This window comes from Streptomyces sp. NPDC004266 (assembly GCF_042874095.1).
Classification (GTDB): Bacteria; Actinomycetota; Actinomycetes; order Streptomycetales; family Streptomycetaceae; genus Streptomyces.
Genome location: NZ_JBIAMM010000019.1, coordinates 1 through 16,104 on the forward strand (window position 1 = coordinate 1; position 16,104 = coordinate 16,104).

Below are 16,104 nucleotides of genomic sequence, written 5' to 3' on the forward strand. Positions count from 1 at the left end.
AATCCACACCGAACCGGGAAGGCCCTCACCCGTTCAAGATCCCTCAGCCGAGACCTGCATCACCCGTCCACAACCTCCCGGGACAGAACACCTAGCCCTTCGGGTTCCGTCCGCTGGCGGCGAGGGCGCGGTCGAGCGCCGGGGCGTCGGCGGGTACGTCGACGACGGCGGCGAAGCCCTCGTACTGGCGGTACATCTCCGCGTACCGCTCGACCACGTCGAGCAGGAACACCGCCGTGGCCTCGGGCAGGGTGAACTCCTGCCCCGTGGAGCGGGCCAGGTCCCAGCCGTGCAGGGCGAGCTCCTCCGCGAGCATGGCGGCGATCTCGGTGGCCGGCATGGCGCTGCCGGCCATGTCGACCTCGCCCTCCCAGGCCTCCGGCTTCTCCCAGGCGGCCAGGGCCCGGTCGAGCTGGGCGGCGTACGCCTCGGCCCAGCCGTCCTCGCCGGCGAAGTCCCGCCGGACGGTCTCCTCGGGGAGCTGGGTGCGCAGGGCGCGGTGCTCGAGGCCGTGCGCGGAGTAGAGGACCAGATGGTTGGCGAGTTCGCGGACCGTCCAGTCGGCGCAGACGGAGGGGGCGCCCAGCTGGTCGGCGGTGACGGCACGGGCGACGCGGCTCGCCTCGGCGGCGCAGACGGTGAGGTGGGTGTGGATCTCGTTCATGCGTCCGACGCTACGAGGCACCGCGTCCCCGGTCTTGAACTTTCGCGACAGGCGGCCGGCTAGCTGAAGTCGAGACCGCCGGTGCGGGTGCGCTTGAGTTCGAAGAGGTCGGGGTGGGAGGCGAGGACGCGGAAGCTGTCGAAGAGTTCGGCGGCACGCTCGCCGCGCGGGACCGCCCGCAGCACCGGTCCGAACCACACCGTCCCGTCGACGTGGATCGTGGGCGTGCCGACGTACGCGTCCGCCTCGGGGTCCTTGCCCGCGTCGTGGCTGCGGCGGACGGCCTCGTCGTGGGCCGGATCGTGGGCGGCGGCGGCGAGTTCGGGCGGGAGACCGACCTCGGTGAGCGATTCGGCGACGACGGCGTCGAAGTCCTTCTGCTTCTTCTCGTGGATGCGGGTGCCGTACGCGGTGTAGAGCGGGCGCAGGACCTCCTCGCCGTGCTGTTCGGCGGCGGCCGCCGCCACCCGGACGGGGCCGATGGAGGCGTCGACGAGCTCGCGGTACCAGTCGGGCAGGGTGTTGCCCTCGTTGTGGAAGTACAGGCTCATGACCTTGAAGCGGAGGTCGATGTCCCGGTGGCGCTCGACCTCCAGGATCCAGCGGGAGGTGATCCAGGCGAAGGGGCAGGCGGGGTCGAAGTAGAAGTCGACGACGGGGCGGTGGGTGGTGGGCGTGGTCTCGGTGCTCGTCATGACGTCGAATCTAGCCAGGAGATGGCCCGCTGCCACGGGCCATTCGACGGCCGTTCCACCGGGCCAATCGCGGTCAGTCCTCCCGGGTCATCTCGACGAGCCTGAGCACGGTGTTCCAGTTCCGGCCGGTGGCGACGAGGCCCTTCACGACGGACGGCCGGGAGACCGCCTCGCCCAGCTTGGACTTGCCGAGGCCTTCGGGGGTGTAGAGGTAGAGCACGCGGTCGCCGAGGGCGAAGTCCTCGGGCAGGAAGGCCTCGCGGTCGATCGAGGCGAAGCGCTCGGGGCCGGCGGGCCCCGAGTAGTAGAAGGCGTGGAGCTGCTTGCCCTGGAGTTCGGCGGCCGGGAAGGGGCAGGCGTCGGCGACGGCGGCGAGGTAGTCGCCGTCGCGGACGAGACAGTCGACGCGGAAGCCGAAGCGTTCCTCGATGGCGCCCTCCAGCGCGGCCCGGAGCTCGTCCTCGCCGGCGCCGGAGTCGGTGGTGAAGACGGCGTTGCCGCTCTGGAGGTAGGTGCGGACGTCCGTGTGCCCGAGACCTTCGAGGAGACTCCGGAGCTCCGCCATGGGGACCTTCCGGTGCCCGCTCACGTTGATGCCGCGGAGCAGGGCCGCGTAGGTCTTCGTCTTCGTCATGGGGGCAAATGTAGGCGGCCACCGCGCCTCGTGGGGGGCGGCACGATGGCCGGTTCGAACACTGTCCGATGGTGGGGGCGTGGAGAAGACCCTTCACCCATCTGTGACTTTTTCAACAAGGTTTCGTAATCACGAATCCGTCATCTGCGCTGATAGCGGGCGAGGACCCGATTGCCGTCCTCGACCAGGCGTCTGCGCAGCTCCGCGCCGTCGATGGCGCCGCTGTAGTACTCCTGGAAGGCCGGGGTCGCCACCTTGTCCTTCCACTCGGGATAGCCGCGTACGGACTGCGCGGGCGCGGGCCGCAGCCAACGCGCCACCGCGGCCCCGGTCGCCCAGCCGTCCCGCGCGGTGTGCAGGGAGGGGTCGGCGAGGGCGGCCGTGCCGGTCGGGAGCATCCAGTCGCCGCGCGCGAGCCGCACCATGTTCGCCGGGCGCAGGAAGAAGTCGAGGAAGCGGGCCGCCTCCTTCTTGTGGGGGCTCTCCTCGGCGATCGACAGGGTCTGCGGGGAGACGCCCTGGGCGAGTCCCTCGTCGCCGGCGGGCGCGGGCAGCACGGTCCATTCGAAGCCCTCGGGCGCCTGCTGCGCGATCTGCTGCCGGTAGGCGAAGCCCAGGGGCACCATGGCGTACTTGCCGGCGAAGAAGCCGGGGAGGGTGTCGGAGCCGCCGCTGCCGAGCGTGGTGCGCGGGGCGGTCCGGTCGGTGACGACCTGGTCCCGGACGGTGCCGGGGACGATGCCGTCGGCCTCGGTGAAGTCGAGGGCGACCCGGCCGTCCGGGCCCCGGTGGAAGAGCCGGCCGCCGGCCGAGACGCCGAGGTTGAGGCTGACGGAGACGGGTTCCCTGAGTGGCCAGGCGACCGCGTGGCGGCCGGGTCCCATGGCCCGGGTGAGGTCCCGGGCGATCTGCCGGAACTCGGTCCAGCTCCAGGGCCTCCCGGGAGTGGGGACGCGGACGCCGGAGGACTCCAGGATCTTCCGGTTGGCGATGATGACGCGGGGTTCCTGGAGGAAGGGCACGCCGTACACGCCCTCGCCGAAGGTGGTGGTCTCCCAGCCGGTGGCGGGGATGTCGGCGCGCAGCCGCTCGGACAGCAGCGGACGGAGGTCGGCGAGCCGGCCGCCGTAGGCGAAGTCGGCCAGGTCGTCGGAGGCGTCGTGGATGATGTCGGGCGCCTCGCCGCCCTCGAAGGAGGTGAGGAGCTGGTCGTGCACGGAGTCCCAGCTGCCCTGGACGTACTCGACCTGGATGTCGGGGTGGCCGGCGTTCCACTCGTCCACCAGCAGCCGGTTGGCCTCGACGGACTCCTCCTGCCAGGCGAGGGACTGGAACCGGAGCCGTACGACACCGTCGTCGGGGCCGTCGTCGCCCGCGGTGCAGCCGGTGAGGAGCAGGCCGAGCACGGCGGCGAGGGCCAGGAGGGCCCGTCCCGGGGCACCACGGCCCCGGCGCCCGAAGTCCTCCGCCCCGCTCATGACTTCACGGGCACGTCGCGTGAGGTCCCCTCTCCCTCTCATGACTTCACCGCCCCGGCGAGCGTCCCGCCCGCGATCCGCCTCTGGAGGACGCCGAAGACGACGAGGGAGGGCAGGGTCGCGAGGAAGGCCGCGGCCGCCAGCGGACCGAGGTCGGCGACGCCCTCGGCGCCGAGGAAGTGGGTGAGGACGACCGGGAGGGTCTGTTTCTCCGGGGACTTGAGCAGGACGAGCGCGAAGAAGAACTCGTTCCAGGCGGTGACGAAGGCGAAGAGCGCGGTGGCGACGACGCCCGGGGCGAGCAGCGGGGCGGTGACCGAGACGAGGGTACGGATCCGGCCGGCGCCGTCGACGGCGGCCGCCTCCTCCAGCTCGGCCGGGACGGCCCTGACGTACCCCATGAGCATCCAGAGGGCGAAGGGCAGCGACCAGACCACGTAGACCAGGACGAGGCCGACGACGCTGTCGACCAGGTGCAGGTTCTTGAGGACGAGGAAGAGCGGGATGATCACGAGGACGAAGGGGAAGGCCTGGCTGATCACCACCCAGCCGGTGGCGGCGGCGGCGAGCCGGCCCCGGTGGCGGGCCGTCACATAGGCGAGCGGGGTCGCGACGGCGACCGCGATCAGGGCGGCGCAGACCGCGGCGAGCAGGCTGTTCGCGGCGGCCCGGAGCAGCGGCTGCTCGTCGAAGGCCTGCCGGAAGTTGTCGAGGGTGGGGTCCTTCGGGATCCAGGTGGGGTGGAGCGAGGCCAGCTCGGGTGCGGGCTTGAAGGCGGTGGAGACCAGCCAGAGGAAGGGGAGGGCGAGGAAGGCCAGGTACGCGAGGAGGGCCAGGTACTGGCCTGCTCGCGCGGGCCCGCTCGGCCGCAGGGCGCTCACCGGTCCTGGTCCCCTTTCAGACGGCGTACGAGGGAGAGGGCGATGAGCACCGAGACGGCGGCGACCATCACGCATCCCATGGCGGCGGCGTAGCCGAACTGCCCGTAGCGGAAGGCCTCCTCGTAGGCGAAGAGCATGGGGAGCCGGGTCCGGCCGCCCGGTCCGCCGCTGGTCAGGACGTAGACCAGGGCGAAGGAGTTGAAGTTCCAGATGAGGTTGAGGGCCGTGACGGCGAGGGCCACCGGTCGCAGCGCGGGCCAGGTGACGGCGCGGAAGCGGCGCCAGGCGCCGGCGCCGTCGAGGGCGGCGGCCTCGTGGAGTTCGCGCGGGGTGTTCTGGAGTCCGGCGAGCAGGGCGACGGTGGTCTGCGGCATGCCGGCCCAGACGCCGACGACGATGACGGCGGGGAGGGCGGTGGCGAGGCCGGAGAGCCAGTCGTGGCCCTCGCCGAGGCCCAGGTTACGGAGGGTCTCGTTGAGGATGCCGGCGTCGGGGTTGTAGACGAGCCGCCACATGATGCCGACGACGACCTCCGGCATCGCCCAGGGGATGATGGCGAGGGCCCGGGCCAGCCGGCGGAGGCGGAGCCTCTGGTCGAGCAGCAGGGCCAGGCCGAGGGCGAGCAGGAACTGCGGGACCGTGACCCCGACGGCCCAGACCGCGCCGATGCGGAAGGACTCCCAGAAGAGCGTGTCGTGCAGCAGGTCCTGGAAGTTGAGGGTGCCGACCCAGCGGGTGGCCTGGGTGCGGCCGGACTGGGCGTCGGTGAAGGCGAGCGCGATGCCGTAGAGGAGCGGGCCGACGCTGAGGACCAGGATCGGCAGGAGTGCCGGGAGCACCAGGAACCAGGCGCCGAGGTCGGGGCCGCGCGGCCGTGTCCCGGGGGCGGCGCGCGGGGCGCGCGCTCGGCCGGGCCGCTTGACCGTGGTCACCGAGCTCACGATCCCCCCGTCCACCTGCTGCCGTCCGGAATCCCGCCATGGTGCTGACGCTCCGTCGGCCCGTCAAGGCGACGAGCGCGGTGAGCTGCGCGGATGGGAGACTTTGGCGCAAACACACGGGTGAGGGAGAGGTCGATGGACGAGGCGCGGGCACGGGAGATCCTGGCCGGGGCGGGGCTGCCGGTCGCGGAGGCGGGGCTGCTCGCCCTCGGGGAGAACGCGGTCTTCGCGGTGGGCGATCTGGTGGTGAAGGTCGGCCGGGACGCGGAGCTGTTCGCGCGGGCCGAGCGGGAGCTCGCGCTGGCCTCCTGGCTGGAAACGGCGGGGGTCCCGGCCGTCCGGGCCGCCGAGGAGAAGCCCCGGCTCGTGGACGGCCATCCGGTCACGCTCTGGCACCGGCTGCCGGAGGCGGTGCGGCCGACGGAGCCCCGTGACCTGGCCCCGCTGCTGCGGGCCGTCCACGCGCTGCCGGAGCCGGCGGGTTTCACGCTCCCCCGCCGTGAGCTGCTCGGCGGGGTCGAGCGGTGGCTGCGGCTCGCGGGGGACGCGATCGACCCGGCGGACGCGGCCTTCCTGCGGGAGCGGCGCGACTCCTTCGCCCCGGCGGCGGCGGCGCTCACCCCGCACCTGCCCCCGGGGCCCGTCCACGGGGACGCCCTCCCCCGGAACGCGCACGTGGGCCCCGACGGCCCGGTCCTGGTGGACCTGGAGACCTTCTCCTCGGACCTGCGCGAGCACGACCTGGTGGTCCTCGCCCTCTCCCGGGACCGGTACGGCCTGGACCCGGCGGCGTACGAGGCCTTCACCGAGGCGTACGGCTGGGACGTCCGGGAGTGGGAGGGGTGCGCGGTCCTGCGCGGGGCGCGGGAGACCGCGAGCTGCGCGTGGGTGGCCCAGCACGCGCCGACGAACCCGAAGGCCCTGGCCGAGTTCGAACGCCGGGTGGCCTCCCTGCGGGCGGGCGACCCCGAGGTGCGCTGGTACCCGTTCTGACATCATGACCGGTGCCGAACCGGGCCTGATGAGCGGGGTGTCGAGATGCGTGTCGAACTGTCCGAGGTGACCCTCGACGTCGAGGTGAGCGGGGAGGGACCGGCCGTGCTGCTCGTGCACGGCTTCCCCGACAGCCACCGTCTGTGGCGGCACCAGGTCGCGGCGCTGAACGCGGCCGGTTTCCGGACCGTCGCCCCCACCCTGCGGGGCTTCGGCGCCTCCGGCCGTCCCGAGGGCGGCCCGGCGGCGCAGCACCCGGGCAAGCACGTCGGCGACCTGGTCGAGCTGCTCGCCGAGCTCGGGCTCGACCGGGTCCATCTGGTCGGCCACGACTGGGGTTCGGGCATCGCCCAGGGGCTGACCCAGTTCTTCCCGGACCGGGTGCAGAGCCTGAGCATCCTTTCCGTGGGGCACCTGGCGTCGATCCGGGCCGCGGGCTGGGAGCAGAAGCAGCGCTCCTGGTACATGCTGCTGTTCCAGCTGGCCGGGCTCGCCGAGGACTGGCTGGCGCGCGACGACTTCGCCAACCTGCGGGAGATGCTGGGCGAGCACCCCGACGCGGAGGCCGTGATCGAGCCGCTGCGGGCGCCGGGCGCGCTGACCACCGCGTTGGACATCTACCGGGCGGGCATCCCGGCGGAGGTCCAGTTCGGCGCCGAGGCCCCGGCGGTTCCGCTGCCGGAGTCGGTGCCGGTGATGGGCGTGTGGTCGACCGGCGACCGTTTCCTCACCGAGCGCTCGATGTCCGGGACGGGCGCGTACGTGTCGGGGAGCTGGCGCTACGAGCGGGTCGAGGACGCGGGGCACTGGCTGCAGCTGGACCAGCCGCAGCAGGTCTCCGAGCTGCTGCTGTCCTTCCTCAAGGAGAACTCCTGACGGACCGGTTCCGGTCGATCGTCGCTGATCCCGGGTGACCGCTTCCGTCGGACGACCGGCGAAGGGTGATCGTTTCCAGCGGCGGTGCCGACAGGGGCGATTTCAAACGCTCCTGGAGAGTGACTCCGGCTCCGTCGCGCGGAGCGGGGGCGGTGTCCACTTTCCGCACTGCCATGGCGCCTGAGCTGGAACGATGCCGCCGTCCCCGCTCCCCCGCGCGCCGCAAGGCCGGGGAACCGACGGGGACGCCCCGGCATCCGGTACGGACCGGCCCGCGCACCCGCGGGCCGGCCGGCCCCAGCGAGAGGACGGCTCAGTGAGCACCCCTCAGGACGACAACGAGATCAGCGCGGTCACCGCGGCCCAGGTGACGAGGATCGCCGACCACGGCATCTACGCCTCCCCCACCGAACTCGACCCCGCCGCCGTCAACCTGGCCCAGGCGCTGGTCGCCACGCTGAGGGGCAGGGCCGAGCGGCCCCTGCTCACGCCCGAGCTCCAGCAGCTGACGGATCAGGTGCGGGCCAGGGCGGAGATCGACCTCCCGAGGATCGCGGTGGACGGCGATGTCAGCCTGTCCGCGTTCACGATCAGGCTCCACGGCGACGAACCCCGGCCGGTGGTGATCGTGCCGGCGGGCTGGACGCCACTCGGCTGGACCATCTTCGCGTACGCGTACCTCCAGCTGGCGCGGCGCGGCTACCACGTCCTCGCGTACACCCCGCGCGGCATCGGCCAGACGTTCCGGCTGCCCGGCGGCTACCACGACGCGTTCTTCACCTCCGGCGGCACGATCGACGTCGCCGGACCGCTGGACTGGGCCGACGGCTCCGCGGTCATCGACTACGCGCAGCAGCACCTCGCCCCGAGCAGGATCGCCTTCCTCGGCGAGTCGTACGGCTCCGGCATCAGCCAGCTGGTCGCGGCGCACGACCCGGCCGCCCGCGTCGACGCGGTCGTCGCCCTGAGCACCTGGGGCGACCTCGCCACCAGCCTCTACGACAACGGCACCCGGCACCTGAAGGCCGTGGAGGCCCTGGTCGCCCTCACCGGCGGCCCCGAGGAGCGGAAGTTCGACCCCGCCACCCGGCAGCTCCTGGCGGACTTCAGGGCCGGGCAGAACCTCGACGACGTGGTCCGCTGGGGCTCGGATCGCGCGCCGGCCTCGTACGCCGACCAGACCAACGCCCGCGGCGTCCCCACCTTCTTCTCCAACGCCTGGCACGAGACGCTGTTCCCGGTCAACCAGGTCGTCGACCACTTCGAGCGGCTGACCGTGCCCAAGCACCTGAACCTGTGGATCGGCGACCACGCCGCCCCCGAGGGCGCCGGTCTGACCGTCCCCTTCAGCGGGCCGAACCAGCCCGTCGAGGAGGCCTTCGCCTGGCTCGACCACCATGTGCTCGGTGCCTCCAACGGCGTGCCCGAGTGGCCCGTGGTCAACAGCCAGATCATGTTCACGTACGAGACCCGGACCGACCCGGAGACCGGGAAGACCGTCATCACCGAGCCCGCCGTCCGCGAGCCCCACGGCTCCTGGGCGGAGGTCACCACCTCCACCGAGCGCTGGTACCTGACCTCCGTCGGCTCCGACAGCCGTGACGGCGGCCTCGCCGCGGAGGAGGAGACCGGCTGGAAGCGGGAGTTCACCGCGGGCCGGATCACGGACGCCACCGCCGTCGACGCCCTCGTCACCACCGGCCAGGCCGAGTGGAGGGGCGACCCGAAGACCTACCCCACGGGCAAGTTCGACCGGCAGCACCTCGCCGTCTGGACGAGCGCCCCCCTCCAGGCCGGCGCGAACGGCACGGGCCGCCGCGTCCGGGGCGTCCCCGAGCTCACCCTCACGGTCCGCAGCACCGCCGAGTCGACGACGCTCGTGGCCTACCTCTTCGACGTCGGCCCCGACGACACGGCCCGCATCATCACCCACGAGCCGCTCACCCTGGAGGACCTGACCCCCGGGCAGGACCGCACCGCCACCTGGAGGCTCCAGGGCGCGGGCTACGACGTGGCCGCGGGCCACCGCCTCATGCTCGTGGTCAACAGCAAGGACCAGCTCTACTCCGACGCCCTCACCGACGCCGGCGCCGACAGCAGCACCACCACGATCGTCTCCCCCGACGGCGGGGCCGCGCACCTGACGCTGCCGCTGGGCTGATCCGAAAGGCGGTCCCGGGGCTTGTCGATCAGGCCGCCGCGACCTTCTCGCGCAGGGGCCACGTGGGGTCGACGACCGCCTCCGCGTCGCCCTTGCCGCGCAGGAAGGCCTGGAGGCCCTCGGCCCAGACGCGGTACCAGCCGATCTGGCGCTCGTGCAGCTCGGCGGGGTCCAGACCGGCCACCTGCGGGTGCCGCTCGGCTATCGCGACGGCGACCCGGACGGCGGCGAGCGCGTCGGCGGCGGCCTGGTGGGCGGCTTCGAGCACCACGCCGTACTCCCCGCAGACCGCCTCCAGGGTGCGCTTGCCCCGCCGGTAGCGGTCGACGGCCCGGTCGATGGTGTACGGATCGACGACCGGGCCGATGGCCGTCCCGCCGAGCCGCTCCTCCAGCGACGGCAGCCCGTGGCGGCGCAGCTCGGCGGCGAGGAGCGTGAGGTCGAAGGAGGCGTTGTACGCGACGACCGGGACGCCGTCCTCCCAGTACGCGGCGAGGGTCCTCGCGATCTCGTCGGCGACCTCGCGGACCGGCCGGCCCTCGGCCGCCGCGCGCTCGGTGCTGATGCCGTGGATCGCGGAGGCCTGCTCCGGGATGCGGATGCCCGGGTCGGCGAGCCAGTCCCGTCGCCGCCTGACCTGCCCGTCTCCGTCGACCTCGACGATCGAGGCCGTGACGATCCGGGCCTCCAGCGGTTCGGTGCCGGTCGTCTCCAGGTCGAAGCCGACAAGGGTCGAGCCGTGCCAAGCCATCGGGTCCTCCTTACGTGATCTCCCCCGTGGTGCTGACCACCCTCGCACGCACCACTGACAACACCCCCGGCCGCCCCCGGGGACGGGTCAGGAGACGGGCCGGGAGTCGAGCCAGACCGACTCGAACTCCTCCCGGTACGTCTCGAAAAGTCCGTGATCTCCGTCACGGGTGGGCTGCCCGTGCCGGACGACGTTCCGTCCGCCGCCGCGCAGCACGAGGACCGGCGCCTCCATGCCCCGGGCCCGGCGCAGGTACGACTGGACGACCCCCACCCCGTCCGGCCCGTCGCCGTCCACCAGGTAGGCGGTGAAGCGCGGGGTCTCGTCGAAGACGTGGATCTGGAAGGCGCCCGGATCGCGCAGCTTCGAGCGGACCCGGCGCATGTGCAGGATGTTCATCTCGACCGAGCGGCTCAGCTCGCCCTTCTTCAGGCCGAGTTCGCGCTCGCGGCGCTTGACGGCGCTGCTGGCGGGGTTGAGGAAGAGGAGCCGGGTCCGGCAGCCGGACTCGGCGAGCCGGACCATGCGCCGGCCGGAGAAGTTCTGCACCAGCAGGTTGAGGCCTATGCCGGTGGCGTCGAGGCGGCGGGCGCCGCCGAAGAGGTCCTCGGCGGGCAGCTGCCGTTGCAGCCGGACCCGGTCGGGGTGGACGGAGACGACGTCCGCGTACCGGTCGCCGACGAGGTCCTCGACCGCGTCCACGGGCAGCCGGTCGGCGGACGGCACCCCGGCGCCGCCGCCGAGGATCTCCAGGATGCGGGCGGAGGCCCGCTCGGACTGGGCGAGGACGGTCAGCGAGAGGGCCCGGTTGCGGGAGACCACGTTCCGCGTGACCTCCAGCTCGTCGAGGGCGAGCTCGACCTCGCGCCGGTCGTCGAAGTAGGGCTCGAAGCAGGGCCAGTGCTGCACCATCAGCTCGCGCAGCTGCGGCAGCGTGAGGAAGCTCAGCACGTTGTCGTCGGCCGGGTCCAGGAGGTAGCCCTTGCGCCGGGAGACCTCGCGGACGGCGACGGCCCGCTGGACCCATTCCTGGCCGGCGGGTCCGGCCGCGGCCACCACCCACTCCTCGCCGTGCACCGGTTCGTACACGGGCCGCAGGACGGCGGCGACCACGGCCCTCAGCCGCTGTTCGACGAGGTTCAGCCAGATGTAGGCGCGGCCGGCGCGCTGGGCCCGGGTGCGGACCTCGCTCCAGGCCTCGGGGCCCCAGTCGAGCTCCGCCCCTATCTCCACCGGCCGCCCGACGGTGACCGTGCCGGGCGGCACGGCCGCGCCCGGCGGCAGGACGACACCCGGCGGCACGGCCGCGCCCGGCGCTGCCTCTGCGGGGTCGGCCGGACCCCCCTCGTGACCCGCGTCACCTGGGGGCAGCTCCAGACCTCCCGAGCTCACCCGCGCACCGCCTTCTGCTCCCGGACACCCGTTCCGGCGGACAGGATGACCATGTGACAACGATCAAGGAAGGGTACTCCGCGAGCGGGAGGCGGTGCAGCAGGATCGTCAGGCTGCTTCCTCAACTCCCCAGATCGGGCTGCCCGTTCTGGGAGGCGAGATCGGCCGGAGTGAGCGGATTCATAGCGGTTACGTCCCTGGGCACGAGCTGGAAGCCCTGCCAGTGGACCGGCATCGGCTGCTGGTCCTCGTCCCGGGCGATGTGGTGGAACCCGATGTTGACCCACACGGACGGTTTGGTCAGAGTCTCACCGTTGACCCATTTGTCCACGCTGTCACCGGCGCCGGCCGCGCAGCCGCCGATGTTGTTGCTCGCGAACTTCTCGCAGGCGCGGGACTGGGTGAAGTACACGTCGTGCTTGGTGAAGCCGCGTCCCGCGTGGGTGTCGGTGTGGCCGGGCACGATCTCGTACGAGCGGGCGTGGCCGTCGGCGTTCTTGCCGGTGCCGCTGACCACCCGCCACCAGCGCATGTTCTTCGCGTCACCGGCGAGTTCCTTGGTGACGACGGTGCGCGTGGTCTTCACGGTGGGTCCGCCGCCGCCGGTGGGGGCGGTGACGGCGGAGTCGAACTGCTCGATCCGGTCCTTGGTGGAGCCGTCCAGGCCGAAGTCGAGCTTCCAGAAGACGTTGTGGGCGTGGCTGGTGGCGTAGCCCTTGGCGCCCTTGCCGAGGGGCCAGCCGCGGCCGTCGGTGGCGTTGTAGTCGACGGGCGAGAGGCTGCCGGTGGCACCGACGTTGGCGCCGATGGTGCCGTCGGCGGTGAAGCGCCACTCGGTGATGTACTCGTACCAGCCGACCTTGTTGACGGTGTAGACGAGCAGGTCCTTGGCCTGGGCCTGCCAGACCTTGGAGCCGTTGTCGCTGGCCATGCGGTACGCGTGCCCGCGCGCCCGCGTGGTGGTGCACAGGCCCTTGACGTCACCGACGTCGGCCACCTTGACGGTGGTGAGGGTGCCGCCGGGGCACTCGGCGGGCTTGAGGTTCTGCAGGCCCCAGCCGAAGCCGGCGCCGGTGAGGTCGTCGTACTCGGCGCCGCCGTCGTCGTACGGCACGTGGATCTGGCCGAGGCGGGCGCTGTTGAGGACGGGGATGGGCGCGGCGGCCCCGGGCGGCTGGTAGGTGACCCGGTCGAGCGTGAGCCCGGCGTCGGTGTCGTACCGCCAGCACATGCGCCAGGTGGTGCCGCCGTCGAGCTTCTGCGTGATGCGGTACGCGGCCGAGCAGTCGGGCGTCGTCGCGGCGCGCTCCGCGCGCGTCGGGGCCGGCGGGTTGGGGACGGCGACGGCGCCGGTCGCGGGGCCGGCGGCGGCCGTGGCGGTGCCGAGCAGGGCGGCGGCGGTCAGGACGGCGCCCCGCTTGCGGGCGCGTCCGTTCCGGATTCGCTGGATGGACATGGGGAGGTGCTCCCTCGTACGTGTCGTGAGGCTGTGGAAGGGCCGGGCCGGTGGTCAGCCGACGCGGGTGACGGTCCTCGCGGAGAGGTCGACGATCAGGTTCCGGGTGTCGATCCAGGCCCCGTTGAGGACCTTGGTGACGAGCCGGACGCACCGGTGCTCCCCGCAGCGGGCGAGCGCCGCGGGCACGTGGGACTCGCGGTAGGTGCGGTAGACGTCGCCGTTGAACCACAGCTGCTCGCCGGAGGTCAGCTCCTTGCCGGTGGCGTCCTTGTAGTCCTCCTTCACGCCCTTGCCGAGCGGGCTCGCGAGGATCAGCTCCAGGGCCTCGCGCAGCTCCTCGGGGTGGGCGGAGGGCTGGACCCCGCGCTGCGCCCCGGAGCTCTCGACCTTGCCGGTGTCGAGGTTGACGGTCCTGGTGACGAGCTCGTCCCGCCCGTAGTCGTAGAGGCGGACCTCGGCGCGGCGCGAGGCGTCGCCCGGGATCGGGTCGGCGAGCCGGGTGCCGAGGCGCTGGGGCCCCCGGCCGCCCGTGACGTCCTGCTGGGCGGTGGCGGCGGACGGGGCCAGCGCCAGCGCCTCGGCCCGGGCGAGCTCGTCGTCCGTGAGCGGGTCGCCCCCGACGCCCTTCTCCCCCTCGGCCGCGGGCGGGACCACGGTGGCCGGCTGCGGCGCGGCGGCCTGCCCCTGCGTACCGGCGCCGGACGCCGCCGCGCCCGTGCCGTCGGCTTCCCCGCTTCCTCCGCCCCCACCGGTCGCACCGCCGGCCGCGGTACCACCCACCGTGCCGGGGGCGGTCTGCCCCACCGAAACCCCCGGCAGGCCGATGGCGACCGCGACGGCGGTCCCCGTCACCGCCATGGCCGCTCCGGCCACCACCTTCCCCAGGTGGCGGCGCGCTATTTCGTACACACTTCCCCCTCTATCCCCCTCTTGGTCTGCGGTCACCCGGTAGGACGGGGCGAAGTCCTAGGAGGTTGCCACTCTTTCGGGCAGGATCTGGCCGAAGAACACCTACAAAACCCGGACAGAAGAGGAAGAGTCGTATCCATGCAGGTCTGGCCGGGACAGGCGTACCCCTTGGGCGCCACCTATGACGGAGCGGGAACCAACTTCGCGGTCTTCTCGGAGGCCGCCCACAGGATCGAGCTGTGTCTGCTGCACGACGACGGCTCGGAGACGGCGGTGGAACTGCGCGAGACCGACGCGTTCGTACGACACGCCTATCTGCCGGGCGTGATGCCCGGTCAGCGGTACGGGTTCCGCGTGCACGGCCCGTACGCGCCGGAGCGCGGGCTGCGCTGCAACGCGGCGAAGCTGCTGCTCGACCCGTACGCCCGCGCGGTGTCGGGGCGGATCGAATGGGGCGAGGCGGTCTACGGCTACCCGTTCGGGCGGCCCGACGCGCGCAACGACCTCGACTCGGGCCCGCACACCATGACCTCGGTCGTGGTCAACCCCTACTTCGACTGGGGCGACGACCGTCGCCCGCGCACCGAGTACCACCACACGGTGATCTACGAGGCCCATGTGAAGGGCCTCACGATGCTCCACCCGGACCTTCCGGAGGAGCTGCGCGGGACGTACGCGGGGCTCGCGCACCCGTCGGTCATCGGCCATCTGAAGGAGCTGGGCGTGACCGCGCTCGAACTGATGCCCGTTCACCAGTTCGTGAACGACCACCGGCTCGTGGACGCGGGGCTCTCCAACTACTGGGGCTACAACACGATCGGCTTCTTCGCCCCCCACAACGCCTACGCGTCCTGGGGTGACCGGGGCCAGCAGGTCCTGGAGTTCAAGTCGGCGGTCCGGGCGCTGCACCAGGCGGGCATCGAGGTCATCCTCGACGTGGTCTACAACCACACCGCCGAGGGCAACCACCTGGGCCCGACGCTCTCCTTCCGGGGCCTGGACAACCCCTCGTACTACCGGCTCGCGAACGACCGCCGGTACCACATGGACACCACGGGCACCGGGAACTCGCTGCTCATGCGCTCCCCGCACGTGCTCCAGCTGATCATGGACAGCCTGCGGTACTGGGTGACCGAGATGCACGTGGACGGTTTCCGCTTCGACCTGGCGGCCACCCTGGCCCGCCAGTTCCACGAGGTGGACCGGCTGTCCTCCTTCTTCGACCTGGTGCAGCAGGACCCGGTGGTCAGCCAGGTGAAGCTGATCGCCGAGCCGTGGGACGTGGGCGAGGGCGGCTACCAGGTGGGCAACTTCCCGCCGCTGTGGACCGAGTGGAACGGCAAGTACCGGGACTGCGTGCGGGACCTGTGGCGCGGCGAGCCGCGCACCCTCGCCGAGTTCGCCTCCCGGCTGACCGGCTCCTCCGACCTGTACCAGGACGACGGGCGGCGCCCGCTCGCCTCGGTCAACTTCGTCACCTGCCACGACGGCTTCACCCTGCGGGACCTCGTCTCGTACAACGACAAGCACAACGAGGCGAACGGCGAGGGCAACCGGGACGGCGAGAGCCACAACCGCTCCTGGAACTGCGGGGCGGAGGGCGAGACCGAGGACGTCGGGATCGCCGAGCTGCGCGCCCGTCAGATGCGCAACTTCCTCGCCACCCTGATGCTCTCGCAGGGCGTGCCGATGCTCAGCCACGGCGACGAGTTCGGGCGGACGCAGGGCGGCAACAACAACGCGTACTGCCAGGACAACGAGGTCTCCTGGGTGCAGTGGCCCAAGGAGAACGTCGAGGCGGAGTCCACGCTCCTGCGGTTCACCCAGGCGATGGTCCGGCTGCGCCGGGACCATCCGGTCTTCCGGCGACGCCGCTTCTTCCACGGGAGGCCGGTGGAGGGCACCCACGACGAGCTGACCGACATCGCCTGGTTCACGCCCGAGGGCGAGGAGATGACCTCCCGCGACTGGCAGGCGGCGCACGCCCAGGCGCTGACCGTCTTCCTCAACGGCAACGCCATCTCGGAGCCGGGCCCGCAGGGCGAGCGGATCGCCGACGACTCCTTCCTGCTGATGTTCAACGCCTCGTCGAAGGAGCTGGAGTTCGCGGTGCCGGACAGCCACGGGCGCTGCTGGCGCATGGTGGTGGACACCTCTGACCCTGAGGGCATGCCGCCGCGAGAGGGCCCGGAGCTCGCGGGCGGCGAACGGGTGACGCTGGCACCGCTCAGCCTGACCGTGCTGCGCCGGCCGGCCTGAGTTCCCGTACG

General features: G+C 72.4%; 14 protein-coding genes. 4 read left to right on the plus strand and 10 right to left on the minus strand.

Annotated features, from left to right (window positions below; all coding sequences use genetic code 11):
- Nucleotides 1-91: 91 nt before the first annotated feature.
- From ACFYUZ_RS33900 to ACFYUZ_RS33925, 6 genes are all read right to left on the minus strand, one after another.
- Nucleotides 92-664 carry a TIGR03086 family metal-binding protein gene (locus ACFYUZ_RS33900; RefSeq protein ID WP_389315787.1) on the minus strand — a complete coding sequence of 191 codons (573 nt, stop codon included), beginning with the start codon at nt 662-664 and terminating at the stop codon, nt 92-94.
- A gap of 59 nt (nt 665-723) precedes the next feature.
- Nucleotides 724-1,359: a DsbA family protein gene (locus ACFYUZ_RS33905; RefSeq protein WP_389315789.1), complete on the minus strand. Its 636-nt coding sequence runs from the start codon at nt 1,357-1,359 to the stop codon at nt 724-726.
- Nucleotides 1,360-1,432: 73 nt separating this feature from the next.
- On the minus strand, nt 1,433-1,993 hold the full coding sequence (locus ACFYUZ_RS33910; protein ID WP_389315791.1) for a DUF1697 domain-containing protein: 561 nt from the start codon (nt 1,991-1,993) through the stop codon (nt 1,433-1,435).
- Between the two features lie 140 nt (nt 1,994-2,133).
- Nucleotides 2,134-3,471: an ABC transporter substrate-binding protein gene (locus ACFYUZ_RS33915; protein ID WP_389315793.1), complete on the minus strand. Its 1,338-nt coding sequence runs from the start codon at nt 3,469-3,471 to the stop codon at nt 2,134-2,136.
- Between the two features lie 38 nt (nt 3,472-3,509).
- Nucleotides 3,510-4,352, minus strand: a complete 843-nt coding sequence (locus tag ACFYUZ_RS33920) for a carbohydrate ABC transporter permease (protein ID WP_389315795.1) — start codon at nt 4,350-4,352, stop codon at nt 3,510-3,512.
- Nucleotides 4,349-5,284 (minus strand): carbohydrate ABC transporter permease, encoded by a 936-nt coding sequence (locus ACFYUZ_RS33925; RefSeq protein WP_389315797.1) that lies wholly within the window; start codon nt 5,282-5,284, stop codon nt 4,349-4,351. Before ACFYUZ_RS33925 ends, ACFYUZ_RS33920 begins: the two co-directional genes overlap by 4 nt.
- Before the next feature lie 144 nt (nt 5,285-5,428).
- Between ACFYUZ_RS33925 and ACFYUZ_RS33930 the strand changes: the two genes are divergently transcribed.
- The 3 genes from ACFYUZ_RS33930 (at nt 5,429) to ACFYUZ_RS33940 (ending at nt 9,323) form a co-directional block, all read left to right on the plus strand.
- The gene (locus ACFYUZ_RS33930; protein ID WP_389315799.1) at nt 5,429-6,286 is read left to right on the plus strand and encodes a phosphotransferase enzyme family protein; all 858 of its coding nucleotides are present in this window, start codon (nt 5,429-5,431) and stop codon (nt 6,284-6,286) included.
- Nucleotides 6,287-6,331: 45 nt separating this feature from the next.
- Entirely contained in the window at nt 6,332-7,162 is an 831-nt protein-coding gene (locus ACFYUZ_RS33935; RefSeq protein WP_389315800.1) for an alpha/beta fold hydrolase, read from the plus strand.
- A 316-nt stretch (nt 7,163-7,478) separates the two neighbouring features.
- Complete coding sequence (locus ACFYUZ_RS33940; RefSeq protein WP_389315802.1) at nt 7,479-9,323, plus strand: alpha/beta fold hydrolase; 1,845 nt, start codon at nt 7,479-7,481, stop codon at nt 9,321-9,323.
- Between the two features lie 28 nt (nt 9,324-9,351).
- Here the strand turns inward: ACFYUZ_RS33940 and ACFYUZ_RS33945 are convergent, their stop codons facing one another.
- The 4 genes from ACFYUZ_RS33945 to ACFYUZ_RS33960 all read right to left on the minus strand — a co-directional run bounded on the left by ACFYUZ_RS33945 (nt 9,352) and on the right by ACFYUZ_RS33960 (nt 13,834).
- Nucleotides 9,352-10,074: a 3'-5' exonuclease gene (locus ACFYUZ_RS33945; RefSeq protein WP_389315804.1), complete on the minus strand. Its 723-nt coding sequence runs from the start codon at nt 10,072-10,074 to the stop codon at nt 9,352-9,354.
- An 87-nt stretch (nt 10,075-10,161) separates the two neighbouring features.
- On the minus strand, nt 10,162-11,466 hold the full coding sequence (locus ACFYUZ_RS33950) for an SAV2148 family HEPN domain-containing protein (RefSeq protein ID WP_389315806.1): 1,305 nt from the start codon (nt 11,464-11,466) through the stop codon (nt 10,162-10,164).
- A gap of 121 nt (nt 11,467-11,587) precedes the next feature.
- Complete coding sequence (locus ACFYUZ_RS33955; protein WP_389315808.1) at nt 11,588-12,922, minus strand: copper amine oxidase; 1,335 nt, start codon at nt 12,920-12,922, stop codon at nt 11,588-11,590.
- Between the two features lie 54 nt (nt 12,923-12,976).
- Nucleotides 12,977-13,834 (minus strand): Tat pathway signal sequence domain protein, encoded by an 858-nt coding sequence (locus ACFYUZ_RS33960; protein WP_389315809.1) that lies wholly within the window; start codon nt 13,832-13,834, stop codon nt 12,977-12,979.
- Nucleotides 13,835-13,972: 138 nt separating this feature from the next.
- Here ACFYUZ_RS33960 and glgX point away from each other — a divergent pair, with 138 nt between their 5' ends.
- Nucleotides 13,973-16,093 carry a glycogen debranching protein GlgX gene (gene glgX, locus ACFYUZ_RS33965; RefSeq protein ID WP_389315811.1) on the plus strand — a complete coding sequence of 707 codons (2,121 nt, stop codon included), beginning with the start codon at nt 13,973-13,975 and terminating at the stop codon, nt 16,091-16,093.
- The last annotated feature ends 11 nt before the right edge of the window (nt 16,094-16,104 follow it).